At 48.0% G+C, this 21,446-nt stretch carries 18 protein-coding genes and 1 pseudogene; 10 read left to right on the top strand and 9 right to left on the bottom strand.

Annotated elements, in window-relative coordinates; translation table 11 throughout:
- Window positions 1–32: 32 nt before the first annotated feature.
- From D082_RS14670 to D082_RS14650, 5 genes are all read right to left on the bottom strand, one after another.
- Window positions 33–1,511: a hypothetical protein gene (locus D082_RS14670; protein WP_028948373.1), complete on the bottom strand. Its 1,479-nt coding sequence runs from the start codon at window positions 1,509–1,511 to the stop codon at window positions 33–35.
- A gap of 25 nt (window positions 1,512–1,536) precedes the next feature.
- On the bottom strand, window positions 1,537–3,336 hold the full coding sequence (gene aspS / locus D082_RS14665) for an aspartate--tRNA ligase (protein WP_028948374.1): 1,800 nt from the start codon (window positions 3,334–3,336) through the stop codon (window positions 1,537–1,539).
- A 110-nt stretch (window positions 3,337–3,446) separates the two neighbouring features.
- The gene (locus tag D082_RS14660) at window positions 3,447–4,052 is read right to left on the bottom strand and encodes a nitroreductase family protein (RefSeq protein WP_028948375.1); all 606 of its coding nucleotides are present in this window, start codon (window positions 4,050–4,052) and stop codon (window positions 3,447–3,449) included.
- A 78-nt stretch (window positions 4,053–4,130) separates the two neighbouring features.
- Entirely contained in the window at window positions 4,131–4,856 is a 726-nt protein-coding gene (locus D082_RS14655) for a 2-phosphosulfolactate phosphatase family protein (protein ID WP_028948376.1), read from the bottom strand.
- 42 nt (window positions 4,857–4,898) lie between these two features.
- Window positions 4,899–5,078: a hypothetical protein gene (locus tag D082_RS14650; protein ID WP_028948377.1), complete on the bottom strand. Its 180-nt coding sequence runs from the start codon at window positions 5,076–5,078 to the stop codon at window positions 4,899–4,901.
- A gap of 39 nt (window positions 5,079–5,117) precedes the next feature.
- Between D082_RS14650 and fabZ the strand changes: the two genes are divergently transcribed.
- Both fabZ and D082_RS14640 read left to right on the top strand, forming a co-directional pair.
- Window positions 5,118–5,618, top strand: coding sequence for a 3-hydroxyacyl-ACP dehydratase FabZ (gene fabZ, locus D082_RS14645; protein ID WP_028948378.1), 501 nt, complete (start codon window positions 5,118–5,120; stop codon window positions 5,616–5,618).
- Window positions 5,619–5,663: 45 nt separating this feature from the next.
- A complete protein-coding gene (locus D082_RS14640; protein WP_028948379.1) occupies window positions 5,664–6,452 on the top strand; it encodes a YdcF family protein in 789 nt (262 codons plus the stop codon).
- Here D082_RS14640 and larE read toward each other — a convergent pair.
- Together larE and D082_RS19335 are read right to left on the bottom strand one after the other, a co-directional pair.
- Complete coding sequence (gene larE / locus D082_RS14635) at window positions 6,424–7,254, bottom strand: ATP-dependent sacrificial sulfur transferase LarE (protein ID WP_028948380.1); 831 nt, start codon at window positions 7,252–7,254, stop codon at window positions 6,424–6,426. The two genes, D082_RS14640 and larE, sit on opposite strands and share 29 nt — an antisense overlap.
- Complete coding sequence (locus D082_RS19335) at window positions 7,235–7,360, bottom strand: hypothetical protein (RefSeq protein WP_255356931.1); 126 nt, start codon at window positions 7,358–7,360, stop codon at window positions 7,235–7,237. Before D082_RS19335 ends, larE begins: the two co-directional genes overlap by 20 nt.
- A 189-nt stretch (window positions 7,361–7,549) precedes the next feature.
- On the opposite strand from D082_RS19335, the gene D082_RS14630 reads away from it, so the two are divergent.
- The 3 genes and pseudogenes from D082_RS14630 (at window position 7,550) to D082_RS14620 (ending at window position 8,944) form a co-directional block, all read left to right on the top strand.
- Window positions 7,550–7,975: a hypothetical protein gene (locus D082_RS14630; protein ID WP_238546748.1), complete on the top strand. Its 426-nt coding sequence runs from the start codon at window positions 7,550–7,552 to the stop codon at window positions 7,973–7,975.
- Window positions 7,911–8,375, top strand: a complete 465-nt coding sequence (locus D082_RS19150; RefSeq protein WP_144428750.1) for a hypothetical protein — start codon at window positions 7,911–7,913, stop codon at window positions 8,373–8,375. Before D082_RS14630 ends, D082_RS19150 begins: the two co-directional genes overlap by 65 nt.
- A gap of 113 nt (window positions 8,376–8,488) precedes the next feature.
- Window positions 8,489–8,944, top strand: a pseudogene (locus tag D082_RS14620) (DUF29 domain-containing protein).
- 28 nt (window positions 8,945–8,972) lie between these two features.
- Here D082_RS14620 and D082_RS14615 read toward each other — a convergent pair.
- Complete coding sequence (locus D082_RS14615; RefSeq protein ID WP_028948382.1) at window positions 8,973–10,289, bottom strand: GAF domain-containing sensor histidine kinase; 1,317 nt, start codon at window positions 10,287–10,289, stop codon at window positions 8,973–8,975.
- A gap of 241 nt (window positions 10,290–10,530) precedes the next feature.
- On the opposite strand from D082_RS14615, the gene D082_RS14610 reads away from it, so the two are divergent.
- Window positions 10,531–10,854 (top strand): DUF3155 domain-containing protein, encoded by a 324-nt coding sequence (locus D082_RS14610; protein WP_028948383.1) that lies wholly within the window; start codon window positions 10,531–10,533, stop codon window positions 10,852–10,854.
- Between the two features lie 239 nt (window positions 10,855–11,093).
- Here D082_RS14610 and gltS read toward each other — a convergent pair whose 3' ends face one another.
- On the bottom strand, window positions 11,094–12,302 hold the full coding sequence (gene gltS, locus D082_RS14605; protein ID WP_028948384.1) for a sodium/glutamate symporter: 1,209 nt from the start codon (window positions 12,300–12,302) through the stop codon (window positions 11,094–11,096).
- A 124-nt stretch (window positions 12,303–12,426) separates the two neighbouring features.
- Between gltS and leuS the strand changes: the two genes are divergently transcribed.
- The 4 genes from leuS (at window position 12,427) to D082_RS14585 (ending at window position 21,377) form a co-directional block, all read left to right on the top strand.
- On the top strand, window positions 12,427–14,997 hold the full coding sequence (leuS, locus tag D082_RS14600) for a leucine--tRNA ligase (RefSeq protein ID WP_028948385.1): 2,571 nt from the start codon (window positions 12,427–12,429) through the stop codon (window positions 14,995–14,997).
- Window positions 14,998–15,024: 27 nt separating this feature from the next.
- The gene (locus D082_RS14595; RefSeq protein ID WP_028948386.1) at window positions 15,025–15,261 is read left to right on the top strand and encodes a hypothetical protein; all 237 of its coding nucleotides are present in this window, start codon (window positions 15,025–15,027) and stop codon (window positions 15,259–15,261) included.
- A 150-nt stretch (window positions 15,262–15,411) separates the two neighbouring features.
- Complete coding sequence (locus tag D082_RS14590; RefSeq protein WP_028948387.1) at window positions 15,412–18,141, top strand: PD-(D/E)XK nuclease family protein; 2,730 nt, start codon at window positions 15,412–15,414, stop codon at window positions 18,139–18,141.
- A 2-nt stretch (window positions 18,142–18,143) separates the two neighbouring features.
- Window positions 18,144–21,377: a UvrD-helicase domain-containing protein gene (locus D082_RS14585; RefSeq protein ID WP_028948388.1), complete on the top strand. Its 3,234-nt coding sequence runs from the start codon at window positions 18,144–18,146 to the stop codon at window positions 21,375–21,377.
- Window positions 21,378–21,446: the final 69 nt, after the last annotated feature.

The following is a 21,446-nucleotide window of genomic DNA, read 5'->3' as shown; positions in this document are numbered from 1 at the left end:
GCGGATAACCCTAATCCACTGGGGATCAGAGACTATGGCATCCAACGGGGAGCAAAACCTGCCGTCAATTCCTGGGGGTCCGGCTCGGACTCCGTTTCAATGGCCAAATCCCTTGGTAAGGGCAATAACCAAACCCGGCCATCCACAATCGATCTTTGGGAGTCGGTCAGTAGATCTTGAGAACTTAATCCTGAACTGGTGGCAACTTGGTCAAACATCAACCCCAGTCCATCGGGGGCAATGGTTAGGTCCACCTCAGGATAGTTAGGGAGAGCCAGCAGGGGACGGCTTTGGCCACTGGTCAAGTTAATTACCGCTAGGTAAGGTTCCGGTTGTACTGGCTCCCCTGGCCGTTGTACAAAGTCTGCTTGCAAGCAATAGGCTCTGGGTTGGTCCCGGGGGTCAAAGCGGCAGTTTAAGAGGGGATAGGGACTCCGTAAAACTTCCTCCTGGCTTCTTGTTTCGAGGTCGTAGATGATCAGGGAATGGCTAAAATCGGGATTTTGTTGAGTTAATAACAATTCTTTACCCTTGGGGGAAAAATCTAGGGGTTGCTCCATTCCGGCTAAAAATTGCGGCGTTCCGGCCTCCGGGTTCAGGGGAATTAAACCTACTCCCCCTTCCTGGCCCACTGCAAGGAAATTACCGTTGGGGCCAACAATAAATTTATCTGCCCTAATACCCAGAGGTCTGGGATTTTCTCCCCTGGGGGCTACCCACAAACCAGAGTCGGCAGGATTTTGGGCATTTTCCCTAGCCATTGCTAACACACTGCCATTGGCGGCCAAGGCAATACGTTGATTGTTGTAGTCCTGATTTTCCCACAGCCTTTCTAACTTACCGGGTAAAACCTTGGTTTGGGTATTGAGGTTATTGATGCCGGTGGTAACGGTAAAAATATTTTGTTGGCTTTGACGACGGCTGGGATCAGTGGCGGTAAAAACGAGGCGATCGCCTTGGGGATAAATCTGGAATTGACGAACGGTGAGGTCCTTAGGGGTGAGGATAATTTTTTGGGGCTGTTGGGGGTTAGTGATGTTGTAAAGAATTAGCCGTCCCCTCTCTTCTCCGCTAACACCGATATAAACTAAAGCCCTAGCCCGACTGGTGATTACGCTGGTAAAGTCTTGGGTCCCCCTACCCCCTACCATGGAAGCTAGGGGTAAGGTCAATTGATAGTTAGTGCCGTAACGGGGAATATCTGTCAGGGTATAGAACCAACGCCTTCCTTGCCAAATGGTTTTGCCTGCCAGGGGGGGGTCAATCACCAAGCCTGACTCCATTTCTTCTGGGTCAAAGGGATGGTTAAAAGTCATTGTCAGGGCTTCGGTTTGGGCGCCGATGTTGGTATTGCGCCAACTGTACTGAGTCACCACCAAGGGACTTTGATTGCCCCGTAGTAGCACCACCACAATTAAAAGCACCAAAATAATGGCGATCGCCCCCACAGTGCGGTCAAAGAGGCTCAATTTTTTCCATAAAGCCGTAGTAGGGGAAAAACGTTCCATCATGGGGGCCAATAAAAAACAGGACTACCTAATCCTCCACCTTAGCTTTGGGTTGATGGGTGGAAGCCACCGCTAGTTCTTTCAGTTGCTTTTTATCTACTGGAGCCGGCGCTTCGGTGAGCAAACAACTGGCCTGTTGGGTTTTGGGGAAGGCAATGACATCCCGAATGGAATCTTCCTGGGCTAGCAACATCACTAATCGGTCTAAACCGTAGGCGATACCGCCGTGGGGAGGGGTGCCATATTCAAACGCATCCAGTAAAAAGCCGAATTTTCCGTGGGCTTCTTCGGGGGATAAACCAATGGTGGCAAAAACCTTTTCCTGTACTTCCCGTTGGTAAATCCGCAAGCTACCGCCGCCAATTTCGACGCCGTTCATGACCAAATCGTAGGCTTGGGCCCGGGCAGTTTTCAGATCATCTAAATCATCGGGGTGGGGCGCAGTGAAAGGATGGTGCAGAGCCTCTAAACGTTTTTCATCACTGTTCCACTCAAACATGGGGAAATCGGTGATCCAGAGCAGGTTGATGGCATCGGGGTCGATCAAACCTAACTGTTCCCCCAACACCAGCCGCAGACGGGAAAGGGATTTATCCACCGTGGCCGTATCCCCCGCCCCGAATAGGAGTAAGTCCCCGGCTTCAGCTTGGGTTAATTGCAGTAAGGTTTTTACCTGGGCCTCATCCAAGTTGTCCTTAATGGCCCCAATGGTGTCGATTTCCCCCTTATCCCGCACCCGAATGTAGGCAATGCCTTTAGCTCCTGCTTCCGTTGCCTCTTTGAATAAATCTCCGCCGGGCTTGATCCGCACATTGGAAATGGTGTCATTGCCCCCCGGCACCCGGATAGCTTTAATGGAACCCCCACTGCTCACGGCGGCGGAAAAAACCTTAAAGCCCGTATTGCCCAATAGCTCGGAAACATCCACCAATTCCAAACCGAAGCGGGTATCTGGGCGATCATTGCCGTACTTGGCCATGGATTCCTGGTAGGTCAAGCGGGGAAATGGCCGGGGCAAATCAATGTTTTTAACAACTTTGAAAATATGGCAAATTAAAGATTCGTTGAGGTCAAGAATTTCCTCTTGGCCCATAAAGCTCATTTCCATATCCAGTTGGGTAAATTCCGGTTGGCGATCGGCCCGGAGGTCCTCATCCCGAAAACAGCGGGCAATTTGATAATAGCGGTCCATCCCTGCCACCATTAGTAGTTGCTTAAACAACTGGGGCGATTGGGGCAGAGCGTACCATTCCCCTGGGTTAACTCTAGAGGGAACAAGATAATCCCTGGCACCTTCGGGCGTGGAACGGGTGAGGATGGGGGTTTCAATTTCCAGAAAATTCTCTTGATCTTCCAGGAAACGGCGCATGGCTTTGACCACCTGATGCCGCAGTTGCAGGTTATGGCTTAATCTTTCCCTGCGCAGATCTAGGTAACGATATTTGAGGCGTACATCTTCCCGTACTTGCTCTGCTTCATGGCTGGAAACCACAAAGGGGAGCTGTTTATTGACACCATTGAGCAAAATGATGCTGTCAGCGTAAATCTCAATCTCCCCGGTGGGAATTTTCTCATTCAATGATTCCGGAGGACGTTTAGTAACCACACCGGTTACTTGCACCACGTACTCATTGCGTAAACCTTCCGCCACAGGATAAGAAGCGGGGGTTTGGTCGGGGCTACTGGCAATTTGCACAATGCCCCGGCGATCGCGGAGGTCGAGGAAGATGACGCCACCATGATCCCGACGGCGGTCAACCCAACCGTAGAGGGTAACTGTCTCCCCCAGATGGTTTGTCCGTAGGTCGCCGCAATAGTGAGTACGCATAGTAGGGGTGTGGTCGAGCAAAATTTCGTTGAACAGAAAGGGTGTGTGGTGAGGAGGAAGGATAAATTAAGAATGGGACAAGGCTTGGCAACTAATTGCCAAACACCGAATTAGGCAAAGTAATTCTCCCAGACCAACTCTTCCAGGGGAGTTTGGCCACCTTTTGCCCGGGCATCTTCGGTGCGTTTGCCGATCGCCACCATGGGGCCAATGGCATAGTCGGCGGGTAATTTCACCAGCTTGGCCACGTTTTCGAGGTCAAAACCAATCATGGGACAGCTATCATAGCCCATGGCTTTGGCGGCCAACATCAAATTTTGCATGGCCATGCCAATGGATCGTTGAGCTTCATCCCGTTGCAACTCTGGCTTGCCGCCATAGAAAGAGCCGATCGCCCCGACGAGATAATTTGCCACTTCCTGGGGAGCATTGCGCCAGTAACGGGCCGGGTCTTTATCCCAGGCGTTGACATCCGCGGCCACCAAAATCAACAGGGAGGCATCGGTCATTTGGGCCTGATTGCCATATTTGTCCCGGATGGTTTGTCGTAGTTGGGGATCCCGAATGATCAAGAATCGCCAATGTTGGATATTAAAACTGGTGGGAGCTTGGATGGTGGCTTCGAGCAATTTTCTTTCTTCTTCGGCCGTCAAACGATGGTCGGGGTCGAAATGCTTAACCGATCGCCGTTGGTAAATAGCGTCAAAGGTGTCCATGGTGTTTTAGCAATGATAGCTAGGAAGATGATTGGGGGAAGAGAACTGAAAACTTAAATATAAAGATAATTCTCCAATTTAAGCAGCGGTCAATACCCCTGGCGACACTTGTTTGGGCAGAATATCAATTAAATCCTCTGTGGCGCAGTAGCGCAAATCCTCTAGGCGGTCAAGCTTGAGTAGCCGTTGGCCATGGCTAGCTTGTTTAAACAAACCCAGTAAATCACTCTGCCATTGGCGGTATAAACTCTGGGCCGCCACCAGTTCGTCATTGCCTACGGTGAAATCAATGTCTTTTTCCTGGAGTAAACTGGCGATCGCCCCGGCACAGACCGTATCTTCAAGGGAATAACCCCCTTCCCAACCGGAACCCAATAGCCACACTGTTTTGGGTTGGGTTTGGGCCAGATAATTAACCGCCGCCCCCCGGTTGACCAAAGAAGCTGTGATTAATTGGGGACATTGTTGCACCCGTTGTAAAGCCCTAGTGCCGTTGGTGGTGGACAGAAATAATCTTTTCCCCGCCATCAACTCCGGCGTACAATCCAAAGGAGAATTACCTAAATCGTAGCCTGCCACGGCGGCTCCCCCCCTTTCCCCCGCCCGGAGACGTTTTTCCCCTGGCCAGGATTCACTGGTGGCCATCAAATCATCAAGGGAGCTAAAAACCTGTACCGCCTCTGCGCCGACTTTTAAGGCAGTGGCGATGGTGGTCGTAGCCCGCAGGACATCAATAACCACGGCACAGTCAGGCAAGGATTGATCTGGTGTTAATTCCGGCGTGTGATAAACAAAGATTTCCACAGGATTTGGCGGATTGTTTGGGGAATGAACAACCCTCCCATCTTATCGGTAGTGGGCCAACCCGGCAGAAGAATTGAGGGATTTTTCTGGGGTCACCGTCAAGGGGAGAGTCCAATGGGCTTTAAACTGGTCTTCGGTGGCGATCGGGGTTAGAACCTGGCCAAAATGCTGGACATTAACCAAGCGTTGCTGGGCATAACCTGGTTTCCCAAAGTTTTCCAATAATTTTCGTTTGTCCTAGATTTTTAGCAAAGTTTTCCCATGGCAATGTCAACTCCGGAGGTGACTCCCACTTTAAGCAACAGCAATGGCAATGAAGCCAGTCCCCAAACCCAATTCACCATCCAGGAAATTCGTAATCTACTGCCCCACCGTTACCCCTTCGCCTTAGTGGACCGCATCATTGATTTTCAGCCAGGTAAATGCGCCGTTGGTTTGAAAAATGTCACCATCAACGAACCGTTTTTTCCCGGCCATATTCCCGATCGCCCGATTATGCCGGGGGTGTTAATTGTGGAATCCATGGCCCAGGTGGGGGGAGTGATTTTGACCCAACTGCCGGGGATGCGGGGTAAATTCTTTGCCTTTGCTGGCATTGACGGAGTGCGGTTCCGGCGGCCGGTGGTGCCGGGGGATCAGTTGATTATGACAGTGGAGTTGCAATCGTTTAAACTGCAACGCATTGCCAAAATGCAGGGGGAAGCTAGGGTCGATGGGCAATTAGTCTGTGGTGGCGAAATGCTCTTTTCCCTGATTGATTAAGCGAAACCAATAAAAATTGGCATTTAGTTGGCATTTTGCCCGGTTATGTTCGTTTTCCTGTCCAAACTTTTACCTCTATTCCTCTATCCCCTAGGGCTAATTTCATTGCTACTGTTGGGAATTGTTGTTTGGAGTTGGCGACAACAGTTGGGTTTACAATGGCCGGCCTTGATAGCGTTGGCTATTTTGCTTATCAGTGCCAATACCTGGGTTAGTGATGCTCTGTTAAGGACTTTGGAATATCGGTATCTACCCACGGAAGATTTACCGGAAGCTCCAATCATTGTTGTGTTGGGGGGCGGTCTGTACCAAGCAACCTATCCCCGACAATTTCCCGAAGTGGCCGAAGCCGGCGATCGGGTTATCTATGGCGCGCAAATTTACCAAGAGGGCAAAGCTCCCTACATTATTGCCACGGGGGGAAGAATTCCCTGGTTAGGCACAGTGGTGGGTTCGGAAGCGGAAGATATGGCTTTACTGCTACAACGGCTAGGAGTACCCAGGGAAGCCATTATCAAAGAGGAGAAATCCCTTAATACTAGGCAAAATGCTATTTTCACCCAGAAAATTCTCCAGCAACGGGGTGTAAATACTATTATCTTGGTAACTTCTAGTTACCATATGCCCAGGGCCAAAAGAGTATTTGAAAAGCTGGGCATCACCGTCATTCCCGCCGCCACAGATTTTTTGAGTCAACCGTTAGGCAAAAGTAATTTCAACCTTGCCAACGTCGTCCTTGGTCTTATGCCCGATGCCAAAAGTCTGCAAATGACCACCATGGCCCTCAAAGAATATTTGGGGTTACTTATTTACGGATTGCAGGGTTGGGTTTAGCCGTTAGGACTCGATTTAGTTTGCCGCTTTGGTAACCTTCTAGGTCTAGGGTGACATACAGGAAACCAAAGTTTTGAAAAGTTTGCACTAATTCCCCCAGGGACACATCTTGCACAAACCGTTGGATCTGTTCCGGGGGCAATTCGATGCGGGCCGAATTTTGTTCCGATCGCACCCGGACTTGGTTATAGCCGAGACGACGGAGGTATATTTCCGCCCGGCCGACCCGCTGTAGCTTTTCCGCTGTGATTTCTTCGCCGTAGGGAAAACGGGAACTTAAACAGGGTTGGGCTGGCTTATCCCACCAGGGAAGTCCTAGGAGTTGAGAAATTTGCCGCACTTCCAATTTGCTAATCTGCAATTCCGCCAATGGCGATCGCCCTCCCCGTTCCTTAGCGGCTTGGATGCCGGGACGATAATCCCGCAGATCATCTCCGTTGACCCCATCAATAACGTAGCTGTAACCTCGGGCCAAAGCTAAGGGTTTGAGGGTGTCGTGGAGTTCACTTTTGCAAAAGTAACAACGGTTTTCTGGGTTGGCGGTGTAATTAGGATTATCCATTTCATGGGTCTGCACCAATTCGTGGGCAATGCCGATCCACTCTGCCTGGGTCTGGGCGTCTTCTAGTTCCTCCGGCAACAAAGAAGGGGAAACGGCGGTGATGGCCACAGCATTCTCGCCCAACACATCGTAGGCAACTTTGGCTACTAGGGCACTGTCAACTCCGCCGGAATAGGCGATTAAAGCCCGGTCTAATTCCCCAAAGAATTGCCGCAGATTTTCAAGTTTGCTTTCTAACATGGGCTTTGGCGATCGCCTTTTTTGTCAATAGTTGCTCCAGTCCACTTTTAACGGTAGCAAAATCTTCGGCAGATATGGGGCCATCGAAGCCAGGCCCCAAAAACATCTTTTTTACTTAGCATACTAAAGACCTTTAGGTGATTATAATGTTTATAAATTTAACCGGAGCAATGTCATGGGTAGTAATAGGCATAGGGAAAGAGAACGTCTTATTTTAGAAAGAAGAATACTGGAGCTTGAAATAGAGAAATTAAAAAAACAAAACGCTCATAATTGTCAGTCTAAAAAAGATGAATTGAGTGATTTGACTGACACTGCCATGGGAGCCGCATCGATCGCCGCTGGTACGGCGGCCGGAGTTGCCACATCATCAGTGGTGGGAGGCATGGGCCTGGCTGTGGCGGGAACTGCAGTGGGAATTGGCGTTGCTCCAGTAGCTGCCGCTGGTGCTGTGGTTGGTTCTGCTGCCTATGGAGTTAAAAAAGCCATTGACGAGCAAGATGCCACTGCCATTGGAGCTGCTGTTGTTGGTGCTGGGGTCGGAGCAGGGGCCGCATCTGTGATTGGTGGAATGGGTCTTGCTGTAGCAGGGACAGCGGTTGGCATCACCATGGCTCCTGTAGCGGTGGCCGGAGCAGTGGTGGGATTAGCTGGTTATGGGGTATCAAAATTATTTGAAGGCAAAAAGCGCAAACATCATAAAAAACGCAAACATCACTAAACTTTCAACCATGGCCAGAAGCAAACTAAACCCACTGCAAAAAATTGTTAGGCAAGCGATCAGAGACTTGTCTGGCCACCCAAGACCAGAAAAACCAATCACAAGCCGGCATCTTTATACAGAATCTGAGTATCGAGATTATCTTGCTGAAAAATTGCAGGGAAAAACTGAAGTAAACACCCCTGTAGGCCGCATTGACATTCTGACAAAAACTGAGTTGATTGAGGTAAAAATTGCCAAAAACTGGAAAGCGGCGATCGGTCAAGTGAAAAGCTATGCCGTGTTTTACCCTAACCATCAGCCTAGAATTCATTTATTTGGAGCCATTACTAAAACTTCTCTACGCCATGCCCAGTCCATCTGTGAATCAGAGAATATTATTCTAACCTGGGAGAATTGATGGAGGTACTTTTCAGATGGTAACTACGGAGTGAAAGTGGAGCTAGGCTGACTGGAGAGAACAGGCAAGATTGACAAAGTATTAAACCGAAAAACGCAGAGTTATCATGTATTATGGAACATTCTGGTTTGTATGAGCAGGACTTTTATGCCTGGACCCAGAGCCAAGCCAAGGCTTTGAACAATCAACAGCCATCATTGCTGGATTGGCAACATCTCAAAGAGGAGATAGAGGCCTTGGGAAGACAACAATATCGGGAGTTGGTCAGTCGTTTAGCTGTTTTGCTTGGTCATTTGTTGAAGTGAGAATTACAGCCAGAACAGCGCTCCCGTAATTGTCTTCTGACCATTCGAGAGGAACGTCGGGCCATTCGTCGCCATCTGCGCCAGAACCCTAGCTTAAAATCCCGTTTACCCGAAGCATTGGAAGATGGATTTGAAGCAGGAGTGGATCTAGCCTTACGGGAGACCAACTTGCCAATTCGTGTTTTTCCTGAAGTCTGTCCTTACCCATTAGCAAGTGTTTTACAAGAAAATTTTCTTTGTGACACCAGTCAGGACTGGGGCTAGTCTGAGACAAAAAACGCTAAATTGGGTTTCAATCTGACTCCTCAACGGACTTTAGCCAAAGGGTAAAAGTTGAGCCGGGTCGATCCGGATCGAGAGATGAGCCGTTAGGGCTAGTGACAGTAATTTTTCCCCCCATCTGAGCCACCAAATCCGCCACGATCGCCAAACCTAAACCTGTACCGTCAATGGGGCCCTGGGCCTGGGCTCCCCGGTAATTGCGCTCAAAAATTTTGTCTTGATCCTCCGGGGGAATGCCATAACCCGTGTCGGCGATCGCCAATTTAAGCCAATGTTGGCAGGAAAGATGGTGATTTTTGTTTATTTCTGTTGTTAAAGAAACAGTGATAAAGCCCCCACTAGGAGTATATTTTATGGCATTTTCCAAAAGGTTATTTACCACCTCCCGCAATGCTCCCGGATGGGCCAGCACGGAAGGTAGAGTCTCCGGCAAAAAAGTACGAAACTCTAGCTCTTTCTCAGCGGCGATCGCCTCGTGGGCCAACAAAATAGGGGGTAGCACTTCAATTAAAGAAAAATTGTGTAGAGGCAAAGGTTCAACGTTACCGGCTGGGGGCAACGCCTGAACTGTGGCCGACGGAGAACTCGATAACAGAGGCAGATAATCGGGACTCTGATTTTGGCTTGCCTCAAAGCCCTGTAATAGTTCCTGGAGATGTTCCCCCTGGCGCACAATGCCCTCCACCACCTGTTGACTTTTCTCATCTCCTTGCCAGCGTTTGAGCAGTAGCTTGCTAAAAGTTTTCAGCGCTGTGAGGGGGTTCCGTAACTGATGTAATAAATCCGCCCAATTTTGCCGCTCCCACTGATACTGCTGATTTTGTTCTTCCCAGGCCTGGCGGTACCAATCCCTCTGCTGGTCCAACAAACAAGCCACCGCTAGGGATTTGGCGATCGCCTCCAACTGGATCATTTCTTCCCCATGCCATTGACCTTGACTACGGTGAATCACCAATAGGCCCACCATTTCTTCGCCATAAACTAGGGGTAAAACCAACCGTTTGTCCGCATCAAAGGGAGGAGGTTCCAAACTAGTACGGCGACTCAACTGTCCCTCCCCCACGGGAACCACCGGCAGAGAAACCTTGTCTGTGGAGGAATATGTTTCCCCCTGTGGTAGACTGATGAACCCATAACTTTCCGGTTGTGTTGTCGCCGTTTTCTGGGACACCACCAACGGGACCAATCCTTGCTCCGTTTCCCCCTCCGTTAGATAAACGCCACACCAGTCCACCCGCAGCCCCTGTTGCAAAAGCCGAACCTGTGACTGACAAAGGGCAATCAACCCAGCACTGGGAGAATACATAGATGAGATGGAACCAACCATGGAGCTTGTGGTGTGGGGGTGCTTGGGAATGTTAAGAAATATTAAGATTTGAGTGGGCCTATTTGTGCCCCTAAGGGATAGTTTGGTGGGTGAAACCCTAGTGAAATGGTGCTTGGAATCAGCGATCCCCCTACTACCATAAGGTCTGGAGGGGCTTGATATTTAGAATTAGACCGGATATAATCGGCACGGCTTTTGTAACTATCATTACAGCATATCGCTGAAATAGGAGGTAACTGGGTTGGCACGCAAACGCAAACGGAAGAGTCGTCGTCGTCAAGAAGGTCGCAAAATTTTAGAGCTTGTTCCTCAGTTTAATATCGAAAGCGGTGAAGACAAGCCCGTTACGGCCGCTCGTCGCTACATCCAAGCTAACGAAATTCAACCCCCGGCCTTGCTCATTGTAAAACGAAATGAGCACACTACTGATCGATATTTCTGGGCCGAAAAGGGACTGTTTGGAGCCCAGTACGTGGAAGAGAATCATTTTCTGTTTCCCAGTCTACGGGATTATCAACTCCCCACCCCCAGCACTAAAACCCCTGTGGGGGCCGCTAGCCGCTGATCAGAGGGTTTCCAGACAAGGCTAGGAAAGGACAAAACAGTTTGTTTCGTTTTCCTCTATGGCTTTGGGGCTCCAGAGCTTAGCGCTGGTGTGGATTTTCCCTGGGCTAGTAAGGATTGTGTCACTTGTCTCGAAAGTTCCACACAAATAGAATCCTGCCATGTTTTCGTAGTTGAATCCGCTCTGGCTTTCGGGCTAGGGTGGTTCTTGCTGGAAAGAAGTGCTGATAATCCGGCCTTTCAGCTCAGTAGGTTGAGGAATTGCTGAATCACAAAGGCGTTGGCAATGTCGATGAAGAAGGCTCCCACTAAAGGAACGATGATGAAGGCTTGGGGCGCGGCACCGAATTTTTCCGTCACTGCGGTCATATTGGCGATCGCCGTGGGGGTGGCCCCCAGAGTAAGGCCGGAATAACCAGCGGAAATTACGGCGGCGTTGTAGTTTTTGCCCATAATCGGGAAAACAATGATGACGGTGTAAATAACGCTGGCAATGAATTGGGCCAAAAGAATTACTGCAATGATGCCGCCAATGTCAGCTAGAGTCCAGAGTTGCAAACTCATCAGGGAAATGGCTAGAAATAGACCCAAACTGACGTCGGAAATCAGGGCGAGGGAAGGGGTTTCCGCTGGCCAGGGAAATTTTTTAAACACGAGGGGAATGGTGTTGGTGAGCATAATCCCCGCCAGTAAACAGGAAACAAAAGCCGGGAGCATTAACCCCAAGCTGGCGATCGCCTGATTGAGTTCAAATCCCAAGCCAATGGTCAGACCAATGACTAAAATGGCGTGGAGCATAGTGTTGTAATCAATTTGCACGTTGTCCTGATCCCGCCGGATACCAATGGTCAAATCCTTGGTGTTACAATCCGGTTCCAACTTGTTGCGGATAATTAAAAATTTCGCGATGGGCCCCCCCACAATACCCCCAAAAACTAGGCCGAAAGTGGCACAGGCTATGGCAATTTCCGAAGCATTGCTAATGCCGTGGTTGTCATAAAAAACCGGGGACCAGGCGATCGCCGTGCCATGGCCACCACTGAGGGAGATGGAGCCGGAGAGTAAACCCACTGGTAACGCCTGCCCCAACAGGGAAGCCATGCCCACTCCGACGAAATTTTGAATTACTAAAAAACTCACCGCCGTTGCTAAAAGGATCAATAGGGGTTTTCCGCCTTGGAGTAAGGTTTTTAATTTGGAAGATAGACCAATGCAGGTAAAGAAAATAATTAAAAAAGCATCCCGGATAGGGAAATTAAAGGTTACTTCCGTGCGGAAAGTACCATAAATAAGACCAAAAAACAGGGAGGCCAGTACTCCACCGGAAACAGCGTCGGGAATATTAAAACTCTGCAAAAACTTGACTTTTTTGGTGAGATATTTGCCAATGTAAAGCACCAAAATTGCGACAATAATTGTTTGGCGTACGTCGAATTGAATAGTTTCCATAATCGCAAATTCTAATCTTTACACGGTCACCGGTCTAGGACGGTTAACAGACAACCCCGGGCCTAGGACAGAATGGTATACTAACAAGCCTGTAATCAACTGGGCTTAGGAGATCTTGGTCGTCGTGGCATCCCCATATAACGCTGGTGAAATCGAGCAAAAATGGCAACAACGCTGGGCTGAATGGGGGTTGGACAAAACACCGATCGCCTCTGATTTACCCAAATTCTATGCCCTGTCCATGTTTCCCTATCCGTCTGGGAATCTCCACATGGGCCATGTGCGGAACTACACCATTACCGATGTCATTGCCCGTTTAAAACGGATGCAGGGTTACCAGGTGCTCCACCCCATGGGTTGGGATGCGTTTGGTTTGCCGGCGGAAAATGCGGCGATCGAACGGGGGATTCCGCCCAGGGAATGGACGGAAAAAAATATTGCCCAGATGCGGAGTCAGTTACAACAGTTGGGACTTTCCATTGATTGGCAAAGGGAAGTGGCCACCTGCTCCCCGGAATATTATCGTTGGACCCAATGGTTATTTTTGGAATTTTTCCAAGCTGGTTTGGCCTACCAAAAGGAAGCGACGGTTAATTGGGACCCCATTGATCAAACGGTCTTGGCCAATGAGCAAGTGGATAGTGAAGGCCGCTCCTGGCGATCAGGGGCCATGGTGGAACGGAAATTATTGCGGCAATGGTTTTTGAAAATTACCGACTATGCAGAAGCTTTACTGAATGATTTGGAGCAATTAACGGGCTGGCCGGAACGGGTCAAACTAATGCAATCCCATTGGATTGGTAAATCCGTGGGGGCCTATTTGGAATTTCCTATTAAAAATAGTCAAGAAAAAATTGCCGTTTTCACCACTCGCCCCGATACGGTTTATGGGGTAACCTATGTTGTTTTAGCCCCGGAACATCCTTTGACCAAGGTAGTTACCACAGTGGAGCAACAGGCCACAGTGGACGATTTTGTGGCCATGGTGGCCAAAGAAAGTGAAATTGAACGGACAGCGGAAGATAAACCCAAGCGTGGCGTTAAAACCGGTGGCATTGCCATCAATCCCTTTAATGGCCAAGAAATTCCCATTCTCATTGCTGATTATGTTTTATACGAGTACGGCACCGGCGCAGTGATGGGGGTACCAGCTCACGACCAACGGGATTTCAAATTTGCCCAAGATAACAATTTGCCCATCCAAGTGGTGATTATTCCCGAAGATGCCGACAACAGTGATATGAATTTGACGGCAGCCTATACCGAGGCGGGGGTGATGGTTAATTCGGCCCAGTTCACCGGCATGGCTTCCCCCAAGGCCAAGCAAGCGATCATTGAATACGCCGAAAGCAATGGTTATGGCCAAGCAAGGGTGCAATATCGTCTGCGGGATTGGTTAATTTCCCGTCAACGCTATTGGGGCTGTCCCATTCCCATCATCCATTGTGCAGATTGTGGAGCAGTGCCAGTCCCAAAAGAGCATCTGCCGGTGACTTTACCCGATAATGTGGAATTTTCCGGCCGTGGCCCTTCCCCCTTGGCGAAACTGGAGGATTGGATTAATGTACCCTGTCCCAGTTGTGGCAAGCCGGCCAAACGGGAAACCGACACCATGGATACGTTCATCGATTCTTCCTGGTATTTCCTCCGTTATGCTGATGCCCAAAATACGGAGTTACCTTTTGATGGGGAAAAAATTGCCCAATGGTTACCGGTGGACCAGTATGTGGGAGGCATTGAACACGCCATTTTGCATTTGCTTTATTCCCGTTTTTTCACCAAAGTTTTGGCGGACAGGGAATTGATTTCCGTTCGGGAGCCGTTCCAAAGACTTTTGACCCAGGGCATGGTGCAAGGCATTACCTATAAAACTCGTCAGACAGGTAAATATCTCACTTCTGATCAAGTGGTTTATAAAAACGGTGAATGTCGGGAAAAAGAAAGCAATGAACCAGTGATTATTTTTCACGAAAAAATGTCCAAATCGAAATTTAACGGGGTTGATCCCCAGGAAGTGTTGGGCAAATATGGGGCGGATACAGCCCGGATGTTCATTCTCTTTAAGGCTCCCCCAGAAAAGGATTTGGAATGGGATGATGCAGATGTGGAAGGACAATTCCGCTTTCTCAATCGGGTTTGGCGGTTAGTGACCGACTACATTGGCGATCGCCCCTCAACTCTGAGCACCAATGATCCCTTAACTAAGCCGGAGAAGGATTTACGGCGGGCTATCCATACGGCCATCAAAGAGGTAGCGGAAGATTTGAACGATGATTACCAGTTCAACACTGCCATTTCGGAAATGATGAAACTCAGTAATGCTCTGATTGCGGCGACGGATTTGATTACCTCCCCCGTTTACCAAGAAGGCATTGAAACCCTGTTGTTACTCCTTGCCCCCTTTGCCCCCCATTTAACAGAGGAATTGTGGCATCAGTTGGGCCATCAGGGTTCGATCCACCAAAGGCCCTGGTTGCAGGTGGATTCCACCGCTCTGGTGCTGGATGAAATTACTTTGGTGATCCAAGTCTTAGGTAAAACCAGGGGAACAATAACTGTTCCTGCGGGGGCTGATAAGGCTCAGTTGGAAGAGTTGGCCCGTAATTCTGATTTAGCCCAACGTTATCTGGAAGGAAAAACTATTAAAAAGGTCATTGTGGTGCCGGGTAAGCTGGTCAATTTTGTCATTGCTTAGACTTGATTTTTCTAAGGGATCAAACCAATGAAGAAAAGTATCGGTGGGCAACTTACCAGATCGAAACAGGAGTTGGTGGTCAGAGCTTTTTTTGGTTTATTTTTTCTGACCCTGCCGATCGCCATTCTGCTGTTATCCACACCGGCCACTAGAATGGGCTCCCTGTTTGCCGCCCTCATTATCGGCATTTTGGGCATAGATGAGTTGATCAGTCTCTGTCGTCAAAGGCGATCGCTTCTGTCCCGCATTGGGCCATTGCCCTGAACTTAGGATAATTCTCTCGGCGACTATCTGAATACTAGTCGAGATGGTCTTTTTTCGATGTTGATGCAGACATCGGCAATGTGAATATGGGTTACATTTTTCATTAGCCATATTTACCAAACTAATTTGCCCTGATCGTCTTTGTAACCAATGCCGACCCTTTATGTCAGTTCTCGCATTGAACCCCTTCTTGATGCTGCCTGGGAATTAAGTCAAGATTTGAGCGATGATGGCGGCTGGCAAATGATTACCCCTAACCGTAACGCCGCCCAGACACTAGGGGTTACAGCGTTTTCCCTACAGCAGTTGGCCCAAGATATTCTCAACATTAGACAAATTAAAATTGCGCCGCCCTTGGTCGTTCACGATTATCTGAAGGAAGCGCTACGACAGACTCTAGAACTCCAAGATCCGGAGGGGATGGCACGAACATGGCAACCAACGGTTCAAGTTATTTTTCGGAGTCAACCTGATTTGTGCTTAGGGTCAAACAGCTCTAAACGAGCGCAGGAGGTATTTGCGGTTGCCCAAGCCTATCAGAAATTTTTACGCAGTGGTGGTTGGATTGATCAAGGTGAACTATTTTGGCAAGCAATTGAACAACAGAGCCAGCAAAAGTCTTTGATGATCTATGGGTACTTTAATCCCTGTCCTGATGAGGTAGCTTTTATTGAGGCGATCGCCGACGAAAATAGTATTTTTTATTTGTTAGCTGGGGAATCACCGCTTTTTGCTCCCCAGAACACGTTAAGACAGCGCTTTAAACGTAATGGCTGGACAGAAAGGTATTTAAACAACAACAAAACAACCGTCGCCCCACCGTCTAGATGGCTTTCTAGGTCCTTTTTAGGCGCATCTGGCATTACCCCCGAACCAGAACAGAAACCCCAGGTGATGGCTCAGGTTTACGCTAATCAAAACGCAGAAGCACGGGGAGTTTTGGCGCAAGTCAAACAGCTTCTTCATCAAGGGGTATTGAGTCGAGATATGGTGATTGTGGCGGCCAATGATACGGAATGGGGCGATCGCCTGATGGACATCGCTTGGGAATACGGCATTGCGTTGCGGTTGCCCTACACGATTCCTATTGCGGAAACCCGAGTGGGGGCTTGGGTTAAATTATTGTTAGAAGTTTTGGATCAGCATTGGTCCTTTGAGCTAACCGCTCGCTTTTTTCAGCATCCTCTCAGTCGTGGACTAGGGAAAAATCTTTGGGCGCAATTCCAGCAATCTCGACCTAATAATTTTGATAGTTGGCGATCGGTTATTTTGGCTGAGCAAAATATTGACATTGCCCCAATACAGTTACCGACGGAAGCCCTCCGCCATGACTGGTTAACCTATTTTCAATCGATCTTCGACCTGTTTCAGGTTCGACAACAGGCAAGGCGTTGGGCCAAAGAAAGTCTGGCTTATAAAAACTGGAGTGAGGGGTTACAGGAGTTGCCTGAACTGGGAACAGCGGCGATCACCTGGAGCCAATTCCGGGAAGAAATGCTCACCCATTTGAATTTGTTGCAGACCGTTGCGGGGCCAGGACGGGAAGGCATTGAGCTCCATAATCTCCGTTCGATTGTCGGGGCACAGTATGACTATGTTTTTGTCATTGATGGCCGGGAAGGTAATTTACCTAAACCAATTGTCAATGATGCAGTTCTAGATTTTTATGAACGTCAGCAGTTAGAAAGTCAGGGCATTCATTTAACCAGCGCCTTGGAATCTGCCCAAAAAGAAACGTTTGACTTTTATAGCCTGCTCCAAACCCCTAAAAAATCTTTCGTTTTTTCCTACGCCAAAACCTTTCCCCGTCATGGTTCCTACGAACAATCTGAACCGTCTTCCTATTTTCAACGCTTAGGTCTTATCCCTGAGCCAACCTCTTTACCGATTATCCCGAGTCCCGAAATTGCTCGGCAGGTTTACCTCCGGCGATCTCACGGAGATCTGCTTGGGACAGATGACGTTTTAATCAAAGCCATTCACGCTTGGCAGGTTGAACAACAGCGAGAAAGCAGTGGGCCACCGAATGAATATGACGGCGTGGTGGGAATACCTTTTGATTATGAAACTCATTGGTTTAGTGCTTCCCAATTAACTCAATTGGGGCAATGTCCCTTTAAATGGTTTGCCAATAAATTGCTCAAACTAGGGGAAATTGAGGAGGCAGACTCAGAGCTTGATCCGGCTTTGAAAGGGTCGCTTTATCATAAAGTACTAGAAATTGCCCTGGGTGCTTATCAACAAGATACGACCATTAACCTCGTTGATAATGACAGGCTTATGGAATGGTTTCAGCAGGCAGAAAAATATATTGCTGACGAGAAAAATATTGATGTAACTCAATTTCGCGCTTGGGAGTATCAACGTCAGGAATTGAGCGCCACCCTTAAACGGGTTATGTTGCAGCCAGATTTTTTGCCTGAATCAGTGGAAATATTGGCACTAGAGCGGGAGTTTAAAGGTAAAATCGAGGATTTAAAAGTTCGAGGCTATATTGATCGGATTGATCGTCGTGAGGAGAGTTTAGTCTTCATTGATTATAAATCTGGCGGCACAATCCCCAAAGGGATCAAAGATCAAAATGGTAAGGCAAAAATTGATTTACAGTTACCTCTTTACAAGATCGTAGGGGGAGTATCTTTATATCCGGGAGAGCGGGTTGATAAAATCATGTATTACTCCCTCAGTAAAGCCAAAGATATTTCTCCAAGACAAGTTATTTCTGAGACAGAACTCAGGGAAATTCTCGAAGGGTTCAAGCAGTACTTTCAGACAGGAACTTACCCCGTTGCACCGGATCGGGATCGAGAAGCTTGCCGATACTGCTCGAACGAATTAGTTTGCCGTCAAGGCGATCGCCTTGAACGTAAGGGGGTTTAATCATGGCTTTAACACCACAACAAAAACAAGCAGCAACTTCATCAAAAAGCGTGGCCATTACGGCAGGGGCGGGGACAGGTAAAACCTATATGCTGGCGGGGCGGTACTTATTCCATCTGCAAACGCAAGACTTATCGCCATTGCAGATCGTGGCCATGACCTTTACTGATAAGGCGGCGATCGAGTTACGGTCTCGGATTCGGCAAACGGTTCAGCAACAGGCGACCGATCGTTTTGATTGGTTAGCGGAACTTGAAGCGGCCCCCATTTGTACCTTTCACTCCCTGGCGGCCCGGATCTGTCGAGAACACCCCGAAGCAGCGGGAGTGCCAGCAGATTTTACTCCCCTGGATGAATGGGAAGGGCAGTTATGGCAAGCGGAACAGATGGCGATCGCCTTGGATCAATTACCCAATGAGCTTTACGCTCAAATTCCCTATTCCTTGATGAAAGCGGCAATGGAGGTCTTTTTACAAGATCCCCTCAGTACCGAGGAAGCATTGCAACGCACCCGAGAGGATTGGTGGCCCATTCTTCAGAAGGCTCAAGAAAACGTTATTGAAACCTTACTCAATGATCCTTTTTGGCAAGAGAGCCAAGCTATTATCAGCCAAAATCAAGGCAAAGCAGGCGACAAATTAGAAGCGGTAAGACAGTCAGCATTAACGTTAATTGAAACAATTGAAAAATATCAGCATGATGTTCAAAGTGAAGAATTTCAAAGTGTATTCCAAGCTTGGAGCAAGTTCAAAATTGGTAATATTGGCAGCAAAAAGAACTGGGCTGATGAAGAGACATTAAAAAATGTCAGACGAACCTTAATTGACTGGCGAGATTTCACGAAAGATTTCCCAAATACTGAATTGGTGACGGTGCAATGGGGACAGTTCGACAAGCAAATAGAAGCCATACTTCCCGATCTCCGAGAAGCTTTTATTTTTGTACGGGATGTTATCAGTCGTGCCAAAGTTCACCAGCGTCTTTTAGATTTTAATGATCTAGAAATTTGTGCCCTCAGAGCCTTAGCAGATACCCAGGTTCGCGATTATTACCAGCACCGTTGGCAAGCATTTTTGATTGATGAATTTCAGGATACTAACTCCATCCAAGGCATACTGTTGGAAGCCTTAACCGAGGGAAAAACCTTAACCTTAGTGGGGGATGAAAAACAGTCGATTTATGGATTTCGGCGAGCAGATATTCAAGTCTTTCAACAATGGCGCGATCGCCTGAGCAACACCATTCCCTTAAGTACGAGTTTTCGTACTCATGCTCCTTTGATTGAGAACATTAACCAAATTTTTGCGCCAATTTTGGCGGACTTACATCAAGATCTTGATGGCGATCGCCTGGAACCGCCCCATCCTGCCCCCCATGTGGAAAGTTTTATCATCATCCCCGATCCCGACAGTGCCACTAAACCCACTGTTGAGCAACTGCGCCAATATGAAGCCCAACACATTGCCCATTTAGTTCAGCAAATGTTGCAGGAAAAACGTCTAGTTTGGGATAAAAAAACACGGGAACACCGCCCCATTGAACCTCGGGATATTGCCATTCTGGCCCGCACTTGGGAACCGCTGGAACTTTATGGACAGGCGATTGGTAATTTACAAATTCCTGTTTTACAGGCTGGGGGCGGTAATTTACTCGATACCCGTGAAGCTAAGGATGGCATTGCCTTACTGCGATTTTTAGCCGATGCGCGGGATGATATTGCCCTAGTTGCAGTGCTAAGAAGTCCCTTTTTTGCCTGGAGCGATCGTCAATTACTTGAACTCCGTCAAGCCGCTCCCGATAATCAAAAATGGTGGCAATTATTGCAAGAATCGAATGATCAAATAACCATCCAAACCGTTGAAATTTTAAAAAAATTACGTCACCATCGTCACATTGATCCCCCTAGTCGGTTATTGCAATTAGCCGATCGATTAACGGGTTACACCGCAGTAATCGCCAATTTACCCAAATCTGAGCGTCATTTAGCTGATTGGCAAGGCTTTTTAGATACGGTTCGGCGGCTAGAGGCTGGTTCTAATGAAACCTTTATTGTTGCCCGTCGCCTTAAACGTCTGGTGGAGAAGAAGGTTGAAATCAAGCGTCTGCCCCTGGAAGCGGGCAATGCCATTACCTTAATGACGATTCATGGAGCCAAGGGTTTGGAATGGCCGGTGGTTATTGTTCCCGATCTCAGTCGCAAATCCCAAAGTGATCATGCTCAGGTTTGTTTTGATCCCCAATTAGGAGTGGCTTTTAAGCAGGAAGATGAAAGCGGTGAACAACAAAAATCAGCCCTGTATTTGCTACTAGCACAACGACAACAAACGCAAGATCTTGAAGAAATGAAACGTCTGCTTTATGTAGCTGCGACCCGAGCTGGCGATCGCCTAATTTTCACTACTGGCCAAGGCGATCGGGGATTAAATTTATGGCAACTGTTACAAGTAGGTTTGCAAGGAGAGTTCAGCCCCCAGGAGATTGTTTATCAACCAGAAAATTTAAGTCATTTTAATTCTTCAGATCCCCCTCTACCGGAACTACCATCGGAAATATTAATTAAGCCTGTATTTGGTGGTTTACAGCTACCTGTGACAGCATTAACGGATTATGCCCGTTGTCCCAAGCAGTTTGATTATAAGTACATAAAAGGTCATCCCGGCGAGACAATTACTACTGGACAATTTGGGCGGGAAATTGGCATTCTTACCCATAGCATTTTAGCTCAAAATATTAAGGACATTACGAAGATTTCTGCCCCAGATTTAAACTTACCCACCGACAAGATTAAAGAAGCTTTCACTCTCGCCGAACAATTCCGAAACCATCCTAATTTTTCGGCAGTCCAGTCAGGACAATGGGAACGGTTTTTATCATTAAAATTGGGTAAAATTCGCTTCAATGGCCTTGCGGATTTAATTGGTCAGAATTTTGTTTTGGACATCAAAACTGAGCAAGAGGTAAACCCCCAGGAGCATCGGTTTCAGTTGTGGGCCTATGCCAAGGCAACCCAAAAATCCCAGGCTTATATTGCTTATCTTCGCCATAACCAGTTATGCTATTTTTCAACGGATGATTTACAAGTAATTTCCGAAGAGGCAGACCAGTTACTAACGGCGATCGCCAATAAGGAATTTGAGCCAACGCCATCAGTTAAAGCCTGTGAATATTGCCCTTATACGGATATTTGTGAGCATGCTGATTCTTCAGTTCAGAATCAAGATACCAATAAAATATAAGGTCGGGATAAAACGGCGATCACTACTCCATATCAGGGATGAATTTTGACAAGTAATGTTGTGTGATTG

This window comes from Synechocystis sp. PCC 6714 (assembly GCF_000478825.2).
In the GTDB taxonomy this organism is placed as follows: Bacteria; Cyanobacteriota; Cyanobacteriia; order Cyanobacteriales; family Microcystaceae; genus Synechocystis.
The sequence above is the reverse complement of the archived record's forward strand: the minus strand, read 5'-3'. Positions and strand labels throughout refer to the sequence as shown.